Source organism: Peribacillus aracenensis, from assembly GCF_025175645.1.
Taxonomy (GTDB): Bacteria; Bacillota; Bacilli; order Bacillales; family DSM-1321; genus Peribacillus; species Peribacillus aracenensis.
Genome location: NZ_JANZMJ010000001.1, coordinates 34,448 through 54,845 on the forward strand (window position 1 = coordinate 34,448; position 20,398 = coordinate 54,845).

Below are 20,398 nucleotides of genomic sequence, written 5' to 3' on the forward strand. Positions count from 1 at the left end.
GGGAATATTTAGGCGCTTTAAGTTTAATGCCTGTATCAAACGGCTAAATCTTATATTGTAGCGCCAATTTAAAATCTTATGAAGGAGTGATAAAAATGGCTAACGACGAAAAAATGAGCAGACAGGAAGCAGGTCGTAAAGGCGGGGAAGCCACTTCTAAAAATCACGACAAGGATTTTTACCGGGAAATTGGGCAAAAGGGTGGAGAAGCCACGTCGGATAATCATGAGAAGGAATTCTATCAAGAAATTGGACAAAAGGGCGGAGAAGCCACCGCTGATTCCCATGGTAAACACTTTTATAAAGAAATTGGTGAAAAAGGCGGTAAAGCACGAAATAACAATTAACAAAGCAAAAGCCTCCAGGAACCCTGGAGGCTTTCACGTTATTTAGAGTGGTTTTCCAGCTCTTCCTGAAGTTCTCGCAGTTGTGCTTTTTCGGCCTCGCTCGTATTGGCAAAGGCTGATGAAAGAGCGTTTTTAGCGATTTCCTCTGTCTTGTGCTGGTCACCGTCATGCTCAGAGTGGAGAGCATTTTTAGCGATTTCCTCTGTCTTATGCTGGTCACCGTCATGCTCAGAGTGGAGAGCTTCTTCAACAAATTCCCTTGCCTTCTGGAATAAATTGTTTCCCATTAGAAGCCACCATAGCTTTGTTCTGACATAATTCTTAACCTGTCTTTTTCAGCCTCTTCAAACGTAGTGTGATAAGGGATTTTTTCGGCATGCCTGGCAACACTTTCTTTGCCTTGCTGTACAAATCGTTTAGATTTACTGCTTTTACCCATTCTTATCTCCTCCGATTCTGAGCGTTGTCGACAACGGAATGGAAGCTGTTGTCCATATTAGTTTGGCTTGAAAGAGAGATATTATGAAGGTAAAAAATGACGTATTAGGAATTAGGATTTTATGTTGAATTTTTCTTCGAGGAAGACCGCTATACCATCTTCTTCATTCGTCAATGTAGTCGTATTCGCTACCGTTTTTACAGGTGAAATCGCATTTCCCATGGCCACCCCGGTTCCCGCATAATCAAGCATTTCCAAATCATTATCTTCATCACCGAAAGCGATTATCCTGTTTTGAGGAATTTCCAGATAGTTGGATACACGTTTTAAACCTACGGCTTTACTTAACCCGCTTTTTATTATTTCGATGATATGAAAAGGCTCTGCCCAGCGGCGGTGATCGACCAATTCTGCATGGACATCGGATAAATGCTGGCGAATTTGCCCAACGAATTCACTATCTGTGTGAATGAGCATCGAAGTTGGGGAATCCTGAAGGTAATCGCGCAAGTCACCTGTCTTCATGGTTGGATTTCCTACATTGAACATGTTCATCAACTTTTCATCATGATAATGAACATAAACATCATCCCGGACTTCTGCGATGATGTTGTGATATTTAAACTGATCACACGCTTCAACAATATCTTTGGCAACACTTATATCCAATGGAGAGTGATATACCCCCCAGCTTGTATGTAATGGGTGATGGACGAAAGCGCCATTGAAATTAACGATGGGTGTAGTCAACCCCAATTCCCGGTAATAAAGTTCACTTGAGCGAAAAGGACGCCCGGTAGCGATCATAACTTCGTGTCCGTCTTCTTTTAGTTTTAAGAGTGTTTTTTTAGTCCTTGAAGAAATGGTTTTGTTATCTGTAAGTAAAGTACCATCAAGATCCAATACGATTAAATGTTTTTCAGCCATGTACACACCTTCTGTTCTTTTTGATTTCATTATATGCAAATATTGTTAAGCCTATTTTAAAGTAAATGTAAATCTTTTTCATTCTTTATGCATTCCTGTATGATATTACTATATCCAAGATCATGATGATTAAAGCGAAGCTCAGGTTTAAGAAGTGGAATGATGAATGCCAATGCCATTTTGATAATGGTATTGAAAAGACCGGAATAAATTATTCGGAGGGGTTAACTTGATAATAATTGAAAAAGAACTAATTGGACATATTCCTGTATTGCACATAAGTGAAGGAACCACTTTCAATCAGGAATTGCCGGTTATTATTTTTATACATGGTTTCCAAAGTGCAAAAGAACACAATCTTCACTATGCTTATTTATTGGCAGAAAAGGGTTTTCGTGTGCTTCTTCCCGATGTGATCTATCATGGGGAAAGGGGAGCTGGTTTGAGTGATTCCCAAATGATGCCCCGTTTTTGGGAAATGGTATTACAGACAATCCAGGATTTATCTTTGTTGAAGGATGATTTATTATCCCGAAAATTAATTGATCCTGACAGAATTGGCGTAGCTGGTACCTCTATGGGGGGAATAGTGACTAATGGGGCCCTGGCTGCCTATGAGTGGATATCCGCCGGAGTCAGTTTAATGGGAAACCCATCATATGTCGCGTATGCAGAGCTCCAAATGACGGAGATTAAGAAAAGGAAAGTTAACTTCCCAGCTACTGATGAGGAAGTTTCCAATGTGATTGAACAGCTCAAGCCATTTGATTTGAGTCTGAATCAGGATAAGCTTTCAAACCGTCCGCTTCTTTTTTGGCATGGTGCCAAAGATCCGGTTGTGCCTTATCAACATGCATATCGTTTTTATGAAGCTGTCAAAGCAGGGTATAATGAGGCAGATGAAAAAATTGATTTCATCCTTGATTCTAAGGCTGGACATAAAGTGAGTAGGGAAGGCGTACTTATGACTGCAGACTGGTTTGCAAAACATTTACTGTCAACTGTGCAAAATGCTTAAGTACTCACTCAAAATCTGTTATGATTCTAATATGGACATAAAATATAGTCTAAAATGGACATAATGATGAAACCGACTATAAAACGAAAAGATTTTCCATAAAAGGAGTGATCGAAGTGGATCAAGATACAAAAGACATTATATTTGGAGCTTTGGAACAGGTCATTGACCCTGAGCTTGGCATAGATATCGTTAATTTAGGCTTGGTATATGATGTGGATATGGATGAGGAAGGTCTGACTACCGTGACGATGACATTGACTGCCATGGGCTGTCCGCTAGCTGGCACGATCGTCGATCAGGTCAAATTGGTTCTGGAAGATATCCCAGAGGTAAAGGAAACGGATGTGAAGATTGTCTGGAGTCCGCCATGGACGAAAGACAAAATGTCCAGGTATGCTAAAATTGCATTAGGCATCAAATAATAACTCTATATAGAAATGAAAAGCCAGTCAAAAAACAGTGAACCCATTCAATTGAGTCACTTTTTATGGTCTGGTTTTTTCTAATACTTTCGGCTAGGAGTGGTTAATTGAACAGTCAAATTAAAGATTCATTGGACAGGCCACTAAGGGATTTAAGGATTTCAGTCATAGATCGCTGTAACTTTCGCTGCCAGTATTGCATGCCTGCTGAAATTTTTCATGAGAATTTTCAGTTCCTGCCTAAAAGTGAGCTTTTAGCTTATGAGGAAATTGTAAGGCTTTCTAAAATATTCGCAAGCTTAGGGGTAAAAAAACTAAGGTTGACAGGCGGGGAACCATTACTCCGGAGAGATCTCACCACTCTGATTTCAAATCTCGTGAAAATTGAAGGTATTGAAGATATTGGACTGACTACGAATGGTGTCTTCTTGAAAAAACATGCCGTGAATTTGAGGGAAGCTGGTTTGCAGAGGGTGAATGTCAGCTTAGACAGCCTTGATGATGAACTTTTCAAGAAGATGAACGGCAGGAATATCGGCATAAAGCCTGTTATTGAAGGCATCGCAGCTGCCAAAGAAGCTGGGCTTGGCGTTAAAGTGAATATGGTAGTGAAAAAAGAAACCAATGAATCTCAAATCCTGCCGATGGCCCGATTTTGTAAAGAAGAGGGCATTCAATTACGCTATATAGAATTCATGGATGTCGGACATACAAATGGCTGGCAGTTGAAGAATGTCATTACGAAAAAAGAACTGCTTGAAATGCTCCAAACCGAATTTGATTTAGAACCGGTTGAAGAAGATTATTTTGGAGAGGTGGCAAAACGCTACCGTTATAAGGGCACTGCTGCAGAAGTGGGCTTCATAACCTCGGTATCCGAGTCTTTTTGTTCAAGTTGTACACGTGCACGTCTCTCTGCTAATGGAAGTTTATATACATGCCTGTTTAATGGAAAGGGACATGACTTGAAGTCATTGCTCCGTTCCGGCATGACAGATGAGGAATTGACCGGGTTCATCATTTCGCTTTGGAATCTTAGAGACGACCGCTATTCGGATGAGCGGACAGCGGGAACGGCCAAGAAACAGGAAAAAATCGAAATGTCATTCATTGGCGGGTAATATACAAATACTCCTTCTGAATAAAAAATGAAGGGATGGCAATTACGCCATCCCTTCATTTTTTATATAGTTAATTAGGAACTTCTGCTGCCAGTCAATGGACGAAATCTAATTTTATGCTTTTTTTATGCATATTTATATTTTTTCATAGGAATCCATGGAAATGAAAATAATTAAATGGTCCTAGGGAAAATTCAGCCCTGAAATAAACGCCGATCATTAGTACGGCATTATTTATTTACTGCCTTTTATGTAGGATTTAATCGATGGTACAGATTTCTATTGGACAGTTTTCACAGTCGATTTCCTGTTTCAAAAAATCAAAGTCAAGAATCGTAATGCGTCCCTTTTTAATGGAGATGACATTGTTTTTCCTTAATTGAGATAGCATTCGATTGACTACCTCGCGGGATGTGCCGCAAAAATTGGCGAGTTCTTGGTTTGTAAAAGGAAGATTGATAACCTTTCCGTCTTCTGCTTCGGTGCCATAACTATTTGATAAACGGATAAGGGTGGAGTAAAAGGCACCTTTCTTGCCGTGCAGGAGCATATCGCGGAATTTAGCCTGATTTTTGCGGTTCTGAGCCGATAACCATGTCATCATCTCGACTGCAAGATGGCTATCTGAGGCGATTTTCTTTTCTAATGCTTCTTTGGAGATTACCGCAACAGATCCATCTTCCATCATCTTTGCATTCATCATATATTTAGGATTTGGAGAAAATAAGACTGTTTCCCCAACCAAATCATTCTCCGAACTAATGCGTATAGTTAATTCCCGACCGTCAGGAACAACCTTACTCACTTCTACTGTACCTTTTAAAATGTAATACAAATCACTTGCTGGGGTGCTCTCCTGAAAAAGGTAGCGCCCTTTTTCCATATGTTTAACTTGCTGTTTATTATCTAAAATGGAATGCATCCGATTAGATAACGATAATTCATTCATGCAAATGACCACCTTTCCAAATACCGTTAAAACTCACTTACTACCTTTGATTTAAACGGAAAAAACACTAACAGTCAACAACTTTGGATAATTCTAGGAGTTTAGGTGGATAAATTTTCATTTAAAATATTAGTTTAGAATTTTATAAAAATACATTTGATTTTATTTTTATTCAGTCTTATAATAATAGAATCAAAGAATGACAGGGACCTGAAATTATAGGAGATGGTTTTATGAACGTATCAATAGTAGGTGCAACGGGCTATGGAGGAATGGAACTAATAAGATTCTTGAATAATCATCCGCAATTAAAAATAAAATCATTGCATACGTCTTCCCAATTTGGCCGAAGTTTATCTGAAGAAAATGCACATTTAATGCATATGAAAGACAAATTAGAAGAAATTGTCCCGGAGGCGATTGCAAAAAAATCCGAAATTGTATTCCTTGCAACTCCTTCTGGTGTTTCCTCGCAATTGATTTCGGAATTTTCTGACCTTGACATTAAAGTAATCGACCTATCAGGTGACCTCAGGCTTCAAACTCCAGGTGAATATGAACATTGGTATAAAAAACCAGAGGCACCTCGGCACATTATTGAAGAAGCCGTATACGGATTGTCTGAATGGAATGCCGAAGCAATAAAAAAAGCAACGATTATTGCAAATCCAGGGTGCTACCCAACCGCATCACTATTAGGTCTTGCCCCTTTATTCACCGAAGGATTGGCCGGAACAGCTGCCGATGTGATCATCGATGCAAAATCCGGGGTATCCGGGGCGGGTAAATCACCCTCGGCAGTCACCCATTATAGTGAAATGAATGAGAACTTTAAGATATATAAGGTAAATCAACATCAGCACATACCGGAAATCGAACAACAGCTTGGGAGATGGTCAACAGGTCTACAGCCGATTACCTTCAATACCCATCTTGTTCCAATGACAAGAGGGATTATGGCGACGATGTATATAAAGGTAAATCGGGAAACCTCAAATGTTGAATTAAAGGATTTATACGAAACCGTTTACGAGAATCACCCATTTGTCCGAATACAGCCCCTTGATCGCTTTCCATCCACGAAACAAGTATATGGATCGAACTTTTGCGACATTGGCGTTGATTATGATGAAAGAACAGGTAAGGTGACGGTGGTTTCAGTTATTGATAATTTAGTGAAGGGTGCTGCAGGGCAGGCCATACAAAATGCAAATATATTAATGGGACTAGAAGAAACGGCGGGACTATGGAACAGTCCGCTATATCCGTAAACTTTGGAGGGAAATAATGAAAACTTTACAGCCAGTTGAAGAAATCAAACAAATTCAAGAAGGGAACATTTTAATGCCCCAAGGGTTCAAAGCGTCAGGTGTACATGCAGGATTACGCTATTCTAAAAAGGACATTGGCATCATTTTAACGGATGTCCCAGCATCAGCCGCGGCGGTTTATACACAAAATGTAGTTCAAGCCGCTCCAATCAATGTAACGAAAGATAGCATTGCCGTTAATGGAAAACTTCACGGCATTGTAGTGAATAGTGCGTGTGCGAATGCTTGTACAGGTGAACAGGGTTTAAAAGATGCAAATGAAATGAGGAAGCTTGCGGCTCAAAAGTTCGGTTTGGAGGACCATTCATTTGCAGTGGCTTCAACGGGAGTCATAGGTGAATTCATGGAAATGGAAAAAGTAAAAAAAGGCATAGAGTCATTGCAGCCAGAAAATACACCTGAAGCTGCTGAAGCTTTTGGTACAGCCATTTTAACAACGGATCTTGTAACGAAGAGCTGTGGTTATGAAACCATTATTGACGGAAAAACCGTGAAAATGGGCGGAGCTGCGAAGGGTTCGGGAATGATTCATCCAAACATGGCCACAATGCTTGGTTTCATTACGACGGACGCTGTAATTGAACCGGATGATCTACAGCAAGCACTTTCCTCCATTACAAATGATACATTCAATCAAATCACGGTTGATGGTGATTGTTCAACGAACGACATGGTGTTAGTGCTCGCGAATGGAGAAGCGTACAATGAACCTTTGACACCTGACCATCCTGAATGGTCCATTTTCCTGGAATTATTAAAACAAACTGCCGAAAATCTCGCCAAACAAATTGCAAAAGACGGAGAAGGCGCCACAAAACTGATAGAAGTGAATGTTCATGGCATGCCAACGAAGGCCGATTCACAGATGATGGCGAAGACGATCGTGGGGTCGAATTTAGTGAAAACGGCGGCTTTTGGAGCGGATGCAAACTGGGGACGAATCATTGCTGCAATGGGAAGAAGCGGAGTGGAATTCAATCCGGATCAAACAACGATCGTTTTTGGTGATATCGTCGTGCTTAATGAGGGAGAGCCGATAATGTTTTCTGAGGTAGAAGCCAAAGCATACTTGGAAAATGAATGTATCATCATTAATGTTTATTTGAAAGATGGTAATGAATCAGGTACGGCATGGGGCTGCGATTTAACCTATGATTATGTGAAAATAAACGGGAGCTATCGTTCTTAAGAGGTGAAAAGTATGGACATATTAGTCATAAAGTGCGGCGGCAGCATCATTAATGAATTATCGGATTCATTTTTCAATAGTGTTAAAGAGTTACAAAACAGCGGGTACCATATTGTCTTTGTGCATGGAGGCGGCCCTGATATAAATTCAATGCTTGAAAAATTTGAAATTGATCCAGTATTTGAAGATGGATTAAGAAAAACGACCACAGAAGTGCTGGAAATTGTGGAACTTATGCTGGCAGGCAAATCGAACCGCAGCCTCGTTCATAAATTGGAATCCCACGGCATCAAGGCAATTGGTTTAAATGGCTCTGACGGTGGAATTCTTACAGGTGATTATATCGATGAAAAGAAACTTGGAGCTGTTGGTGAGATACAACGAGTCAATACGGAATTATTCGGACTTCTATTCGAAAAAGGTTATTGTCCGGTATTGACGCCCATTTCAACAACCGAAGAAGGCGCTAAATTAAATGTGAATGCGGATATGGCTGCAGGATCTGTAGCGAAGGCACTATCGGCCGATATGTGTTTATTTGTGACCGATGTTAAAGGGGTCTTGAAAAATGGGCAGATCATTGAGAGATTGAAAGAAACGGAAACGAAGAATTTAATAAAGGATGGAAGCATCCATGGGGGAATGATCCCGAAAGTCACTACAGCGCTGTCGGTGCTGAATAAAGGGATTGAAGAAGTGATGATCGTTAGTGGGAAAGATCATTTTTATCAAGACGGACAATTCATCGGTACGAAATTTCTTCAGGAAGAAGGGGTATTTCAATGAGTAATTTATTTCCAACATATGCAAGGTGGAACATTGAGCCAAGAAAAGCGTCAGGATTGAAGATTACGAGTACAGCAGGTAAAGAGTATCTGGATTTCACATCCGGAATCGGGGTTTTGAATCTTGGACATTGTCATGAGTTGGTAAAATCGGCCGTCACGGAACAGCTTAATAAATATTGGCATGTATCGAACATGTTTCAAAGTTCCATACAGGAACGGACGGCAAAAATGCTGGCTGATGCCTCTGGTTTAAGTCAGGTGTTCTTTGCCAACAGCGGTGCCGAGGCGAATGAGGCAGCTATCAAACTAGCACGTAAAGCTACCGGGAAAAGCAAAATTGTCACATGTCAGCAGTCTTTCCATGGCCGTACGTTTGCAACGATGGCTGCAACAGGGCAGGAAAAAATCAAGACTGGTTTCGGACCGATGCTAGCTTCGTTCAACTATGTTCCATTTAATAATAATGACGCCATGACTGCAGCCATCGATGAAAATACGGCAGCTGTCATGATTGAAATTGTTCAAGGAGAAGGCGGCATCCATGTTGTACAGCAATCATATCTGGACACGATTCAAAAACAATGCCAAAAACACGGAGCTCTCCTTATCATAGATGAAATTCAGACTGGAATAGGACGTACAGGGAAACCATTTGCATTCCAGCATTTCAATATCCAACCGGACATCATCACTACAGCAAAGGGGCTGGGAAATGGCTTGCCAATCGGGGCGATGATTGGGAAGGAAGCGCTATCTGAGTTCTTTAACCCTGGAAGTCATGGATCCACTTTTGGAGGTAATCCCGTTAGCGTCTCGGCGGCCGAAGCTGTGTTAAAGGAAATTTTCCAATCAGGGTTTTTAAAAGAAACCGTTAAAAAGGCTGAATACCTTGAAAGTGAATTGGCAAAAGCATTGAAGGACATGGAAGAAGTGAAAGAGATTCGCGGTCTGGGGATGATGGTCGGAATTGAATGTAAACAAGATGTCCAGGTGTTTTTAATGGAACTGCAAGAAGAGGGCTTACTTGTCTTGAGCGCAGGTCCTAAAGTGATTCGTTTACTCCCATCCCTGACAGTTACCGAATCGGAAATCGATATGGCGATAAATAAAATTAAAAAAGTATTGGCAATAAAACAAACTGTCTAAATTTATTGAATTTTTATGGAACAAAATGAATAATTATGCTATCGTATATATAAATATACATCATCTAAAGAGGTGGAAATCATGAAAAGCTATCTATATTTAGAGAATGGTTCCGTCTTTGAAGGGGAACTGCTGACTAAATCGACTGAAAAAACAATCACTGGAGAGATTGTCTTTTTCACAGGAATGACCGGATATCAAGAAGTGTTGACAGATCCTTCATATAAGGACCAGATTGTCATCTTCACATACCCACTGATCGGAAATTATGGAATCAATGAACATGATTTTGAAAGTAAGAAGCCGCATGTTGCCGGTGTGATTGTATATGAAGGGAATATGAGCCATTCCCATTATCAAGCTAAATATTCACTTGGTGAATATTTAGACAAGTGGAACATTCCTCTTTTAAGCCATGTTGACACAAGAGCGGTCGTTAAGAATATAAGACAGGAAGGTTCCATGCAGGCAGTCATCACAGCGGAAGAAAAATACACTGTCTTACCCGGACTGAATGGTTTATCAGCCCACGTTGCTGAGGTATCCACAAAGGTTGTCGAGTGCTTTGGGGAAGGCGACAAGCATGTGGTAATGATGGATTTCGGCTATAAAAAATCCATATTGGACTCATTGGTCGAGCAAGGCTGCCGAGTCTCTGTCGTACCATTCGATACTGAATTCGAACAAATAAAGGACTTGAAGCCAGATGGGATTTTGCTTTCAAATGGGCCTGGGGATCCAAAACAGCTTGAATACCTTTTAGGAAACATTAAAAAGATCATTACGAATTTTCCAACGATGGGCATTTGCCTCGGTCATCAATTAACGGCCCTTGCCCTAGGCGGAAATACAAAGAAAATGCTGTTTGGACATCGCGGTGCGAATCAGCCCGTGGTCGATTTGAAAACGAAAAAGGTGTATATGAGTTCGCAGAATCATAGTTATGAGGTTGATGAACCGAGCTTACAAGGAACATCGCTGCAAGTGAGATTCAGAAACGTGAATGATAACACGGTTGAGGGTCTCATGCATGAAGACTTGCCAATCTTCACTACCCAATACCACCCAGAGGCGAATCCAGGACCTATCGAGAGTTCATTACTATTCAACGATTTTTTACAAATGATAAATGATTATAGCGGGAGAGAAAAAGCTTATGCCTAAGGACGACACGATACAGACCATTTTAGTGATTGGTTCGGGGCCGATTGTCATCGGGCAGGCCGCCGAATTCGATTATGCAGGTACACAGGCCTGCCTTGCTTTAAAGGAAGAAGGATATAAAGTCATACTGGTCAACAACAATCCTGCAACGATCATGACTGATGATATGAATGCGGATGCTGTCTATTTCGAACCTTTAACGGTTGATGTACTGGAAAAGATCATTTCCAAGGAAAAGCCGGATGGCCTGCTCGCTACATTAGGCGGTCAAACAGGATTGAATCTTGCTTATCAATTGGATGATGCCGGAGTACTTGAAAAATATAAAGTCAAATTATTGGGAACTCCAATCGACTCCATCAAAAAAGGGGAGGATCGTGAACTGTTCCGTGAGTTGATGTTTGAAATAGGTGAACCTGTTCCCGATAGTACAATTGTCCATACACTTGAAGAAGCGTTGGCATTTGCCGACAAAATCGGTTTCCCCATCATCGTTCGTCCCGCTTATACACTCGGCGGAACTGGCGGCGGAATTGCTGATTCACTTGACACCTTTAAGGAACTTGTGCGGGGCGGGCTGCAAGAAAGCCCGATAACACAATGCTTGATTGAAAGAAGCATAGCTGGTTATAAGGAAGTAGAATATGAAGTTATGCGAGATGGCAACAATACGTGCATCACCATCTGTAATATGGAAAATATCGATCCGGTTGGGATTCATACAGGTGATTCGATCGTCGTGGCACCATCACAGACTTTATCGGACGATGAGTTTCAGATGCTGCGTGCCGCTTCCATTAAAATCATTTCTGCTTTAGGTATCATTGGCGGCTGTAACATTCAATTTGCACTTGATCCGAATAGCAAGCAATATTATTTAATAGAAGTAAACCCGCGCGTCAGCCGTTCATCGGCACTAGCTTCCAAAGCAACAGGTTATCCCATAGCCCGCATAGCTGCCAAGCTCGCTGTCGGCTACAATTTATCGGAGCTCATCAATCCAGTAACGAAAAGCACTTATTCAAGCTTCGAACCTGCTCTTGACTATGTAGCTGTGAAGTTCCCGAGGTGGCCATTCGATAAATTCACGAGCGCCAACCGCAAATTGGGAACACAGATGAAGGCGACTGGTGAAGTGATGGCTTTACACCGCAGCTTTGAGGGGGGAGTCCAAAAGGCCGTCGATTCTTTGGAATTGAAAACGATTGGGCTGCAGCTATCATCGCTGAAAAATAAAACGGTTCCTGAACTTTGGGGAAAGCTTGCCGAAAAATCTGATGAACGAATCTTTGTCATTTTTGAAATGCTTAGAAAAGGTGTGACGATTGAAGAAATCCATGAAGCGACAGCCATAGATTATTTCTTCCTTAAATCCTTTGCCACATTGATCCAAAACGAATTGGAAATTGAAGCTAAGGAAATCGATCAGGTAACAAGGGAAGAACTTCAATCCTACAAGGAAAAAGGCTTTTCAGATCGCTATCTTGCTTCTGTATGGAAAGTAAATGAAATGGAAGTGAGAGCACACCGGAAATCACTGGGCGTAACTGCTGTATACAAAACGGTTGATACATGTGCAGCCGAGTTCGAATCACATACGAACTATCATTATTCCACCTATTTTGGTGAGAACGAACAGAAAAAAACGTCTAAAAAGAAAGTGTTGATGATTGGCAGCGGTCCGATCCGCATCGGACAGGGAATAGAATTTGATTACTGTTCGGTTCACGGAGTTTATGCACTCCAGGATGAAAATGTCGAAACGATCATGATCAATAATAACCCGGAAACGGTAAGCACGGATTTTGCGACGGCAGACCGCCTATATTTCGAACCTTTAACTCTTGAATATGTTCTGAATGTAATAGAAGCGGAAGATATTGAAGATGTTATCGTCCAATTCGGTGGGCAGACTGCGATAAACCTGGCAAAAGGCCTGGAAGAATACGGTGTCAATTTGTTGGGGACTACATTCGATACACTTGATCAATTGGAAGACCGTGATCGTTTTTATCAGCTTCTTCAAAAACTGGATATCCCCCATGTACCGGGTTCAATGGCTAATGGTGAAGAACAATTAATTGCCAGTGCAGAGGCAATCGGTTTTCCAGTGCTCTTACGCCCATCCTATGTAATTGGCGGCCAGGGAATGGAAATCATCCGCTCCAAGGAAAGCTTATTGAATAGAATCGCAAATGGATCGGCACTTGTATATCCCGTGCTGATCGATTCCTATATTCCAGGGAAGGAAGCCGAAATCGATTTGATTGCGGATGGGAAAGATGTATACATTCCCATCATTGCTGAACATATAGAGAAAGCAGGCGTCCATTCAGGGGATAGCATGGCATTATTGCCAGCTCAATCCTTGACGGATGATATCAAAGATAAAATGACCCTTTATGCTAAAAAACTAGTCAAGGAACTTGGATATAAAGGACTTATGAACATCCAATTCGTGATTGAGGGAAATAGTGTATATGTATTGGAAGTGAATCCTCGCGCCAGCCGGACAATTCCAATCATCAGTAAAGTGACCGATGTATCCTTGGTGCAAATAGCGACAAAAATATTGCTCGGGAAATATTCATTGTCGAATGTGTTCGATAAAACGGGCTTAATGGAAGAAATTCCATATGCTGTCGTCAAATATCCGGTATTCTCTACATTTGCACTAAGCGGACTTGATTCGAAGGTAGGTCCGGAAATGAAATCAACAGGTGAAGGAATCGCCATTGGAGAAACGGTAAATGAAGCGTTGACAAAAGTATTCCATGCTCAAAAAGCTAAACATACTACAGGAGTTTATCAATCAGAATCGGTCCAATTAAGTGAAGATTTGTTAGTGCAAATCAAAGAAGCAGGTTTGACACTGGGGAATTCAGAATTTGATAAATGGTTAAATGAAGGAAATGCGGCGGTCGTCTTGGCATATGGAACAACGGAAGAAGATAAGAAGCTAAGGTTACTTGCAGCGAAATACCGACTGCTTGCATTTACGGAAGAAGAGACTTTCAAAGCCTATCTCAAATCGGCAGAAAGTGCTGATCCAGGGGTTACCTCGCTACAGGAATGGCTTGTACCATATTCGAAAGGAGTGTCACACGTATGAGTTCAATGACGGCACCGACACAAGCGAAGATTTTAAATGGAAAAGATTTTTTGACCATGAAAGAGTCTGCACCAACGGCAATTGCAGATTTGTTAAAACTGGCGCAGACCATTAAAGGCAAAATGCGAGCTGGTGAAGAATATACGCCTTTAAAAGGGAAAACGCTGGGGATGATCTTTGAAAAATCGTCTACCCGTACCCGTGTTTCTTTTGAGGTAGGCATGTTGCAGCTTGGCGGACACGCTTTGTTCTTAAGTGGAAATGACTTGCAAATTGGACGAGGTGAAACCATTTCCGATACCGCAAAGGTCCTTTCTGAATACATTGATGGCATCATGATTCGTACCTTCGAGCATGAAAAGATTCTGGAATTGTCAGAAAATGCATCTATCCCAGTCATAAATGGGTTAACAGATCTTGCACATCCTTGTCAGGTGCTTGCTGACTTCTTGACGATCATCGAGATAAAAGGGCAGCTAAAAGGCTTGAAGATGAGTTATATCGGTGATGGCAATAATGTTGCCAATTCATTGATGGTAGGCTGTGCAAAAATGGGAATGGATTTTTCCATCGGGTGTCCTGAGGCCTACAAACCTGATGAAAAGGTCGTCGCCTATGCCCAAAAAGTGGCAGAAGAGACTGGCAGTGAAATTGTGGTGACAACCTCAGCATCGGAAGCCATAAAAGATGCGGATATCGTCTATTCCGATGTATGGACCTCCATGGGGCAGGAAATCGAGAATAGTATCCGCTTAGAAGCTTTTAAAGATTACCAAATCAATGGTGAACTTGTAAAACTTGCTAAAGAAGATTATTTATTCATGCATTGCCTGCCTGCGCACAGGGAAGAAGAGGTAACGGCTGAAGTCATCGATGGACCTAATTCCGTCGTTTTCCACCAAGCTGGAAATCGTCTGCATGCCCAAAAGGCGGTTCTGGTGGATTTAATGTCATAACAAAAAAACGTCTGCTCCCTGAGCAGGCGCTTTTTGATTCAAGCCGCTTTCCTGTATGTTCTTAATTTTTCTGACATGAATGTAAGGATACTGGTAATAATAACGGGGAAAGCATGTAAAAGGGGTGAAATCTATGGGGCAAAATCGCCAATTTAAGCCAGGTCAGAAGGCACCTAATAATGGGACCTACGTAGAAATCGGTGAAACGGGCAGCACGGTAGTGAATCCGAAAATGGTAAAGCTTGATGCAGGGGATTCTTTTCCTGAAACATCCAATCATAACCGGATTTGGACATATAAGCGGAAGCCATGACACATCTAAAAGCAGGAAAAAGGAATGATCGCCATCCTTTTTCCTGCTTTTTCTATTCAAAGGAATAACCGAATATTTTCGAGATTTCCAAACAGCTCTTTCTTAAATAGTCGCTTAAGGGATCTTCATAATGATCTGGAATGCTTTCGGTGAACCCAACGGCAGTGATCGCTCCCAACAATTCTGAATTATAATTAAAAACCGGAATGGACATGGAGGAAACAGAAGGTACAAGAGGCTCTTTGGCAAAAGCTATTTTGTATTTCCGAATTTCATGATATTCATCCGTTTCTTTAAGGAAAGAGCCTGTAACATTACGATCTTTTTCAATCCATTCGGCTGTCAAGGAAGGATCCTGAAAAACAGTGAATACCTTTCCGGATGAGGATGATGGGGGAAGACGTGTACCTAACTGTGCCCCGATGTTTAAGTTTTGGTTGGAATTCCAAATTTTCGCCGTGATTGGTCCATCGTATGTCCAAACGGAAAAAAGGACTGTGCAAGAAGTATGGTGACTGATTTCCTGTAAGTAAGGAGTTATTCTGCTCGTGACATCCTCATTTCCTATTGCTGCCATGCCGTATTGAATCAGTTTGCTCCCAAGGTGATACATACCGGTTGTCTTATCGCGATATAGCAACTCAAGCTGAGTCAAAGTATTCAAATACTTATAGAGGTTACTTTTCGTTATTTCCGTTAATTCTTGAATATCAGAGAATCTTAAAGGAGTCCTTTGGGAAGCAAGTAAATCTATGATGCTCATCCCTATTTGTAATGATTGAATCGTCGAACCGGATTTTACGATTTCCATAAGTCAATCTCCCTAATCTGTTTTAATTTAGGTCTAGTATATCAGAATCTGTAAAATATAAATGGAATTTAGCACGAAAAACCGCCGTCTGCTTGAAGCTATCAATATACTTTCCTTTTAAATAAAAAAATTCAGATGATCCCGAAGTACTCATTATGGTGTAGATGATAACATTTGCACAAAAATTCGAAATACTTTCTTGACAATATTCCGAAAATTAAGTTACTATTTATATAAATAGTGAACAAAGTTATCTATAAGTGAAAGTGTTAGGGTGTATAGCCATCCAAATGCTGGCTTGTGAAGTGAATCCAGCAGAATTAGGATAGTGGATCAAAGATTGGTTTTAAAAAAAATCTAGATGAATAAAGGAGAATGAAATATGAAACTAGTAACTTTCAGCAGTCAAGGATTTAAACGTATTGGTGCAATTTGCCCGAATAATGTAATAGTTGACTTGAACTATGCCTATCAAGCGCTACTTGAAAGCGAAGGGAAACTTCGCAGTGAACAAATCGCTGAAGCGTATGTCCCTGCAACAATGGAGGCGTTTTTACAGGGAGGGAATGAAAGCCTTTCCATCGCGAAAAAGGCAGCGGATTACGCATTGAACAATCGTGATTCCTTCAGACATAAATTGGTGCATGAAATTGAAAATATAAAGCTTGAGGCACCTGTCCAAAAGCCAGGCAAAATTATTTGTGTAGGACATAACTATCGTGAGCACATTGCTGAAATGGGTCGTGAACTGCCGCCGTTCCCTGTGGTATTCGCAAAGTTCGCCAATACAGTAATTGGTCCCCAGGATGATATACCGTTCTTCCCAATCTCTGAACAATTGGATTATGAAGCGGAATTCGCTTTTGTAGTCGGACAAAGGGCACGTAATGTATCGAAGGAAGATGCTCTTGATTATGTGGCTGGTTATACAATTGCGAATGATGTAACGTACCGCGATATCCAACGGCGTACACTTGAGTGGCTTCAAGGGAAAACGGTTGAAGGAAGTGCTCCGATGGGGCCTTGGTTAGTCACTTCCGATGAACTATCCGATCCATCTGGCTTAAATGTCCGATTAACGGTAAATGGTGAAGAACGCCAAAAAACGAATACAGCCAACTTCGTATTCGATGTGAAGTATTTAGTTGAATTTTTATCGAATTTAATGACTCTTGAACCAGGTGACATCGTACTCACAGGAACACCTGGTGGGGTAGGAGTAGCCCGTGACCCACAAGTGTTCTTAAAAGATGGTGATGTTGTCAAAATCGAAATCGACAAAATAGGTTATCTTGAAAACCGTGTGCGACGTGTCGGGGAGGGAAAATAAAATGGCTTATCAGGAAATCGGGACATCAATTCAATCGGTTCAACAATCAATCGACCACATTCTTGAGACAGTGACAAACCTACCGGAAGAAACGATCAGATTTAAGCCGGCAGATGATGAATGGTCAATCATGCAGATACTTTCCCATTTAGCTGAGGCTATTCCTTATTGGTTAGGTGAAGTGAAAACTGTAATAGCGATGCCTGGAGCCAAATGGGGGCGTGGATTGCAAGATCCAGCCCGATTGGCAGCAGTTACCGATATTGACAAAATCGCTGTTGATGATGTCATGAAGCAAGTGGAGGAGCTTAAATATAAAGTGGAGAGCAGTCTCGGGGATCTTGATGAAGAAACACTATCCAAAGAATCGCCACACCGGAATTTCGCTAAATTCGGAAACAAACCAGTTTCTTATATTGTCGATCACTTCATCGATGAGCATGTTTCAGGACACTATGGTCAAATTAAGCGAAATCTTTCTAAAATCCAGTGAGGAAAGATAAAAAAGAAAGCAGGGATAAACATGGCTGAAAAATCAGAATACATGGACAGTTCAATCGTAAAAGATTTTACAAAGGATATTCAGCAGTATAACCTTGGGCCACTGTGGGAAGCCATTCCCGCTTTGATGGACCATGAACCTAAACCTCATGCACATGCTTATTTATGGAAGGAAGAGCTTTTGACAAAAAAATTGATGGAAGCGGCTGAAATCTTCACACCTGACCGGGGAGGGGAGCGCAGGGCCATTTATTTTCAAAACCCTGGCCTCACTTATCGCCAGCCTTGGGGATGGGCTTCGACGACACAAACGCTTTATGCAGCAGTTCAGCTATTATTGCCAGGTGAAGTGGCACCTTCTCACCGTCACTCCCAAAGTGCACTTCGTTTCATTACGAATGGTGAAGGTGCCTACTCCATCGTGCAGGGAGAAAGGATATTCATGGAAGAAGGAGATTTCTTGATCACGCCTAAAAACCTATGGCATGGTCATGGACATGTTGGCGAAAAACCAATGATTTGGATGGATGCCCTTGATATCCCAACTATCTATTCCATAGGTGGCACTTTCTTTGAACCATATCCAGATCGGATTGAAACGCCTAAACGTCCGGATAATTTTTCAGAGCTCCGTTATCAAGGCGGAATGGTCCGTCCAGTATCCGACCGTTATTCACAAGTGGCACCGCTTGCCAATTACAAGTGGAAAGGCACAAAAGCAGCGATAGAAGGATTAATGAATTTCGAGCCGGACCCATATGAAGGTTTCGCCGTGGAATATATCAATCCATCAAATGGCCAAACTGCCAATCCGACGATGGGGGCATGGATGCAGAAACTTCCTAAGGGTTTCCATACGAAGGCACATCGCCATACACATTCCACAATTTATCAAGTGCACCAAGGATCAGGCTATACAGTTATTAATGGAGTGCGTTTTGATTGGTCCAAGGGAGATTATTTCGTCGTTCCGAATTGGGCATGGCATGAGCACGTTGCAGAAGCGGATTCTTACTTATTCTCGGTAAACGACCTACCAATAATGGAGAGATTCGATTTGGAACAGCAACAGGCATTAGACGCAAACAATGGTTACCAAAAGGTTGAAAGTGAATTCAAGCCTGTTTTGGTTTAAAAGTAATCTGTTTGGAACTTCAGCTTGCTCCTTATGAATATATGGAATGCCAGCCGAATGAAAACGCTTACTGTGTCATTGGTCCGCAACATTGGCTAACAGCAACTAATATAGGGGGAATTGATGATGAGCACAGAAAAAAAACCATTCATAGTTATCGGTGGGGGAATTGGCGGATTGGCAACTGCTTTAGGAATCGCAGAAACTAAACAGTATGTAAAGGTCCTTGAACAAGCTCCTGAATTTGGGGAAATTGGTGCAGGGATTCAGCTTGCAGCAAATGCCACCAATGTATTGCAGCGTTTAGGCGTCATGGATAAAATCAATGAAATTGCAGTATTTCCAAAAAGGTTGGTGCTGATGGATGCCTTTTCCGGCAAAGAGCTTTCCGCTTTGGATTTAGGTGATGTTTATAAAGAAAGATATGGAGCGCCGTATGTTGTCTTGCATCGTTCCGATTTGCATAAAGTACTGGCTGAAGCCTGTGAAAATAACCCGTATATTGAACTGGTTACGAACCAAACCATTATTGAAACAGTAGAAAATGAAGGTGAAGTTACGGTTACTGCTTCTAACGGGTCTAAACATTCAGGAATTGCTGTCATTGGAGCCGATGGATTATGGTCCAAGGCACGGAAACTTTTTGTGGAAGATCAACCGATCTGCTCTCAATATGTTGCATACAGGGGAGCGATTCCGATGGAAGAGGTTACGAGCCATGGAGATTTAGATGATGTATATATGTGGATTGGGCCAAACCTTCATCTTGTTCAATACCCGGTTAGAAGGGGGGAACTTTACAACCAAGTAGTGGTGTTCAAAAGTTCTCAATACACGGAAGAAAATGAAAAAACTGATCAATGGGGAACCCCGGAAGAAATGGACAGTGTATTTGCCGGAACATGTGAGCTTGTTCAGAATGCGATTTCATTCATTCAAAGGCAACGCCGCTGGCCGATGTATGACCGGTTACCAATTGATAATTGGACTAAAGGAAGGGTTACGCTTACGGGCGATGCGGCACATCCGATGCTTCAATACTTGGCACAAGGGGCTTGCCAGGCTTTAGAAGATGCAGCTTATTTGTCAGATATGCTTCATATGCATGGGAATGACATTGAACGGGCATTTTTGGAATATCAAGAGGAACGTATTCCCCGTACAGCTAATGTTCAAACGAGTGCAAGAATGTGGGGGGAAATCATCCACAATACGACCGATGCAGGCATCCTGCTCAGAGATACGATCCTTGCAGGACGCACGGATAAAGATTTCCAATTCGTCGATGAATTTCATGGTTATAATAAAACGACCGTAAAAGCATAAGCCGTTTTGTTAATCCAAATCAGGGAGTTTATACATTTTACAAATAGGTCTGCCTTTCTTCAATTTGAAG

The 20,398-nt window shown here is 41.5% G+C and carries 20 protein-coding genes and 1 pseudogene; 16 read left to right on the forward strand and 5 right to left on the reverse strand.

Features of this window, described 5'->3' with window-relative positions:
• Positions 1-95: 95 nt before the first annotated feature.
• Positions 96-344, forward strand: a pseudogene (locus N0M92_RS00155) (KGG domain-containing protein); the annotation flags it as partial.
• Between the two features lie 41 nt (positions 345-385).
• Here the strand turns inward: N0M92_RS00155 and N0M92_RS00160 are convergent.
• From N0M92_RS00160 to N0M92_RS00170, 3 genes are all read right to left on the reverse strand, one after another.
• Positions 386-634, reverse strand: a complete 249-nt coding sequence (locus N0M92_RS00160; RefSeq protein WP_260283978.1) for a DUF3813 domain-containing protein — start codon at positions 632-634, stop codon at positions 386-388.
• Positions 634-786 (reverse strand): hypothetical protein, encoded by a 153-nt coding sequence (locus tag N0M92_RS00165; RefSeq protein WP_164468789.1) that lies wholly within the window; start codon positions 784-786, stop codon positions 634-636. Before N0M92_RS00165 ends, N0M92_RS00160 begins: the two co-directional genes overlap by 1 nt.
• Before the next feature lie 111 nt (positions 787-897).
• Positions 898-1,713 (reverse strand): Cof-type HAD-IIB family hydrolase, encoded by an 816-nt coding sequence (locus N0M92_RS00170; RefSeq protein ID WP_260283979.1) that lies wholly within the window; start codon positions 1,711-1,713, stop codon positions 898-900.
• 229 nt (positions 1,714-1,942) lie between these two features.
• Here N0M92_RS00170 and N0M92_RS00175 point away from each other — a divergent pair, with 229 nt between their 5' ends.
• From N0M92_RS00175 to moaA, 3 genes are all read left to right on the forward strand, one after another.
• A complete protein-coding gene (locus N0M92_RS00175) occupies positions 1,943-2,731 on the forward strand; it encodes a prolyl oligopeptidase family serine peptidase (protein ID WP_260283980.1) in 789 nt (262 codons plus the stop codon).
• Between the two features lie 116 nt (positions 2,732-2,847).
• On the forward strand, positions 2,848-3,156 hold the full coding sequence (locus tag N0M92_RS00180) for a metal-sulfur cluster assembly factor (RefSeq protein ID WP_192203688.1): 309 nt from the start codon (positions 2,848-2,850) through the stop codon (positions 3,154-3,156).
• Between the two features lie 107 nt (positions 3,157-3,263).
• Positions 3,264-4,277 carry a GTP 3',8-cyclase MoaA gene (gene moaA, locus N0M92_RS00185; RefSeq protein ID WP_260283981.1) on the forward strand — a complete coding sequence of 338 codons (1,014 nt, stop codon included), beginning with the start codon at positions 3,264-3,266 and terminating at the stop codon, positions 4,275-4,277.
• Positions 4,278-4,536: 259 nt separating this feature from the next.
• Here moaA and N0M92_RS00190 read toward each other — a convergent pair whose 3' ends face one another.
• On the reverse strand, positions 4,537-5,226 hold the full coding sequence (locus N0M92_RS00190) for a Crp/Fnr family transcriptional regulator (RefSeq protein WP_260283982.1): 690 nt from the start codon (positions 5,224-5,226) through the stop codon (positions 4,537-4,539).
• A gap of 233 nt (positions 5,227-5,459) precedes the next feature.
• Here N0M92_RS00190 and argC point away from each other — a divergent pair, with 233 nt between their 5' ends.
• From argC to N0M92_RS00230, 8 genes are all read left to right on the forward strand, one after another.
• Positions 5,460-6,497: an N-acetyl-gamma-glutamyl-phosphate reductase gene (gene argC, locus N0M92_RS00195; RefSeq protein ID WP_260283983.1), complete on the forward strand. Its 1,038-nt coding sequence runs from the start codon at positions 5,460-5,462 to the stop codon at positions 6,495-6,497.
• A gap of 16 nt (positions 6,498-6,513) precedes the next feature.
• Positions 6,514-7,746, forward strand: a complete 1,233-nt coding sequence (gene argJ / locus N0M92_RS00200; protein WP_260283984.1) for a bifunctional ornithine acetyltransferase/N-acetylglutamate synthase — start codon at positions 6,514-6,516, stop codon at positions 7,744-7,746.
• Positions 7,747-7,758: 12 nt separating this feature from the next.
• A complete protein-coding gene (argB, locus tag N0M92_RS00205) occupies positions 7,759-8,532 on the forward strand; it encodes an acetylglutamate kinase (protein WP_260283985.1) in 774 nt (257 codons plus the stop codon).
• The gene (locus N0M92_RS00210; protein ID WP_260283986.1) at positions 8,529-9,680 is read left to right on the forward strand and encodes an acetylornithine transaminase; all 1,152 of its coding nucleotides are present in this window, start codon (positions 8,529-8,531) and stop codon (positions 9,678-9,680) included. Before argB ends, N0M92_RS00210 begins: the two co-directional genes overlap by 4 nt.
• 81 nt (positions 9,681-9,761) lie before the next feature.
• Entirely contained in the window at positions 9,762-10,844 is a 1,083-nt protein-coding gene (locus N0M92_RS00215) for a carbamoyl phosphate synthase small subunit (RefSeq protein WP_260283987.1), read from the forward strand.
• Complete coding sequence (locus N0M92_RS00220) at positions 10,837-13,956, forward strand: carbamoyl phosphate synthase large subunit (protein ID WP_260283988.1); 3,120 nt, start codon at positions 10,837-10,839, stop codon at positions 13,954-13,956. The genes N0M92_RS00215 and N0M92_RS00220 overlap by 8 nt, the downstream gene beginning before the upstream one ends.
• Positions 13,953-14,912: an ornithine carbamoyltransferase gene (argF, locus tag N0M92_RS00225; protein WP_260283989.1), complete on the forward strand. Its 960-nt coding sequence runs from the start codon at positions 13,953-13,955 to the stop codon at positions 14,910-14,912. Before N0M92_RS00220 ends, argF begins: the two co-directional genes overlap by 4 nt.
• Positions 14,913-15,045: 133 nt before the next feature.
• Positions 15,046-15,225, forward strand: coding sequence for a YjzC family protein (locus N0M92_RS00230; protein ID WP_034314546.1), 180 nt, complete (start codon positions 15,046-15,048; stop codon positions 15,223-15,225).
• Positions 15,226-15,277: 52 nt separating this feature from the next.
• Here N0M92_RS00230 and N0M92_RS00235 read toward each other — a convergent pair whose 3' ends face one another.
• A complete protein-coding gene (locus N0M92_RS00235; protein ID WP_260283990.1) occupies positions 15,278-16,036 on the reverse strand; it encodes an IclR family transcriptional regulator in 759 nt (252 codons plus the stop codon).
• A gap of 382 nt (positions 16,037-16,418) precedes the next feature.
• On the opposite strand from N0M92_RS00235, the gene N0M92_RS00240 reads away from it, so the two are divergent.
• From N0M92_RS00240 to N0M92_RS00255, 4 genes are all read left to right on the forward strand, one after another.
• Positions 16,419-17,366, forward strand: a complete 948-nt coding sequence (locus N0M92_RS00240) for a fumarylacetoacetate hydrolase family protein (protein ID WP_260283991.1) — start codon at positions 16,419-16,421, stop codon at positions 17,364-17,366.
• Position 17,367: 1 nt separating this feature from the next.
• Positions 17,368-17,859 carry a DinB family protein gene (locus tag N0M92_RS00245; RefSeq protein WP_260283992.1) on the forward strand — a complete coding sequence of 164 codons (492 nt, stop codon included), beginning with the start codon at positions 17,368-17,370 and terminating at the stop codon, positions 17,857-17,859.
• Positions 17,860-17,889: 30 nt separating this feature from the next.
• Positions 17,890-19,002, forward strand: a complete 1,113-nt coding sequence (locus N0M92_RS00250) for a cupin domain-containing protein (RefSeq protein ID WP_260283993.1) — start codon at positions 17,890-17,892, stop codon at positions 19,000-19,002.
• Positions 19,003-19,128: 126 nt separating this feature from the next.
• The gene (locus N0M92_RS00255) at positions 19,129-20,328 is read left to right on the forward strand and encodes an FAD-dependent monooxygenase (RefSeq protein ID WP_260283994.1); all 1,200 of its coding nucleotides are present in this window, start codon (positions 19,129-19,131) and stop codon (positions 20,326-20,328) included.
• Positions 20,329-20,398 lie beyond the last annotated feature (70 nt).

Excerpts from the sequence above, each read along its gene's own strand:
- N0M92_RS00255 (WP_260283994.1), top strand. The coding sequence starts at position 19,129 with ATGAGCACAGAAAAAAAACCATTCATAGTTATCGGTGGGGGAATTGGC.
- N0M92_RS00215 (WP_260283987.1), top strand. The coding sequence starts at position 9,762 with ATGAAAAGCTATCTATATTTAGAGAATGGTTCCGTCTTTGAAGGGGAA.
- N0M92_RS00230 (WP_034314546.1), top strand. The coding sequence starts at position 15,046 with ATGGGGCAAAATCGCCAATTTAAGCCAGGTCAGAAGGCACCTAATAAT.
- N0M92_RS00220 (WP_260283988.1), top strand. The coding sequence starts at position 10,837 with ATGCCTAAGGACGACACGATACAGACCATTTTAGTGATTGGTTCGGGG.
- N0M92_RS00240 (WP_260283991.1), top strand. The coding sequence starts at position 16,419 with ATGAAACTAGTAACTTTCAGCAGTCAAGGATTTAAACGTATTGGTGCA.
- N0M92_RS00160 (WP_260283978.1), bottom strand. The coding sequence starts at position 634 with ATGGGAAACAATTTATTCCAGAAGGCAAGGGAATTTGTTGAAGAAGCT.
- N0M92_RS00165 (WP_164468789.1), bottom strand. The coding sequence starts at position 786 with ATGGGTAAAAGCAGTAAATCTAAACGATTTGTACAGCAAGGCAAAGAA.
- argJ (WP_260283984.1), top strand. The coding sequence starts at position 6,514 with ATGAAAACTTTACAGCCAGTTGAAGAAATCAAACAAATTCAAGAAGGG.
- argF (WP_260283989.1), top strand. The coding sequence starts at position 13,953 with ATGAGTTCAATGACGGCACCGACACAAGCGAAGATTTTAAATGGAAAA.
- N0M92_RS00235 (WP_260283990.1), bottom strand. The coding sequence starts at position 16,036 with ATGGAAATCGTAAAATCCGGTTCGACGATTCAATCATTACAAATAGGG.
- N0M92_RS00245 (WP_260283992.1), top strand. The coding sequence starts at position 17,368 with ATGGCTTATCAGGAAATCGGGACATCAATTCAATCGGTTCAACAATCA.
- N0M92_RS00210 (WP_260283986.1), top strand. The coding sequence starts at position 8,529 with ATGAGTAATTTATTTCCAACATATGCAAGGTGGAACATTGAGCCAAGA.
- argB (WP_260283985.1), top strand. The coding sequence starts at position 7,759 with ATGGACATATTAGTCATAAAGTGCGGCGGCAGCATCATTAATGAATTA.
- N0M92_RS00190 (WP_260283982.1), bottom strand. The coding sequence starts at position 5,226 with ATGAATGAATTATCGTTATCTAATCGGATGCATTCCATTTTAGATAAT.
- argC (WP_260283983.1), top strand. The coding sequence starts at position 5,460 with ATGAACGTATCAATAGTAGGTGCAACGGGCTATGGAGGAATGGAACTA.
- N0M92_RS00170 (WP_260283979.1), bottom strand. The coding sequence starts at position 1,713 with ATGGCTGAAAAACATTTAATCGTATTGGATCTTGATGGTACTTTACTT.
- N0M92_RS00250 (WP_260283993.1), top strand. The coding sequence starts at position 17,890 with ATGGCTGAAAAATCAGAATACATGGACAGTTCAATCGTAAAAGATTTT.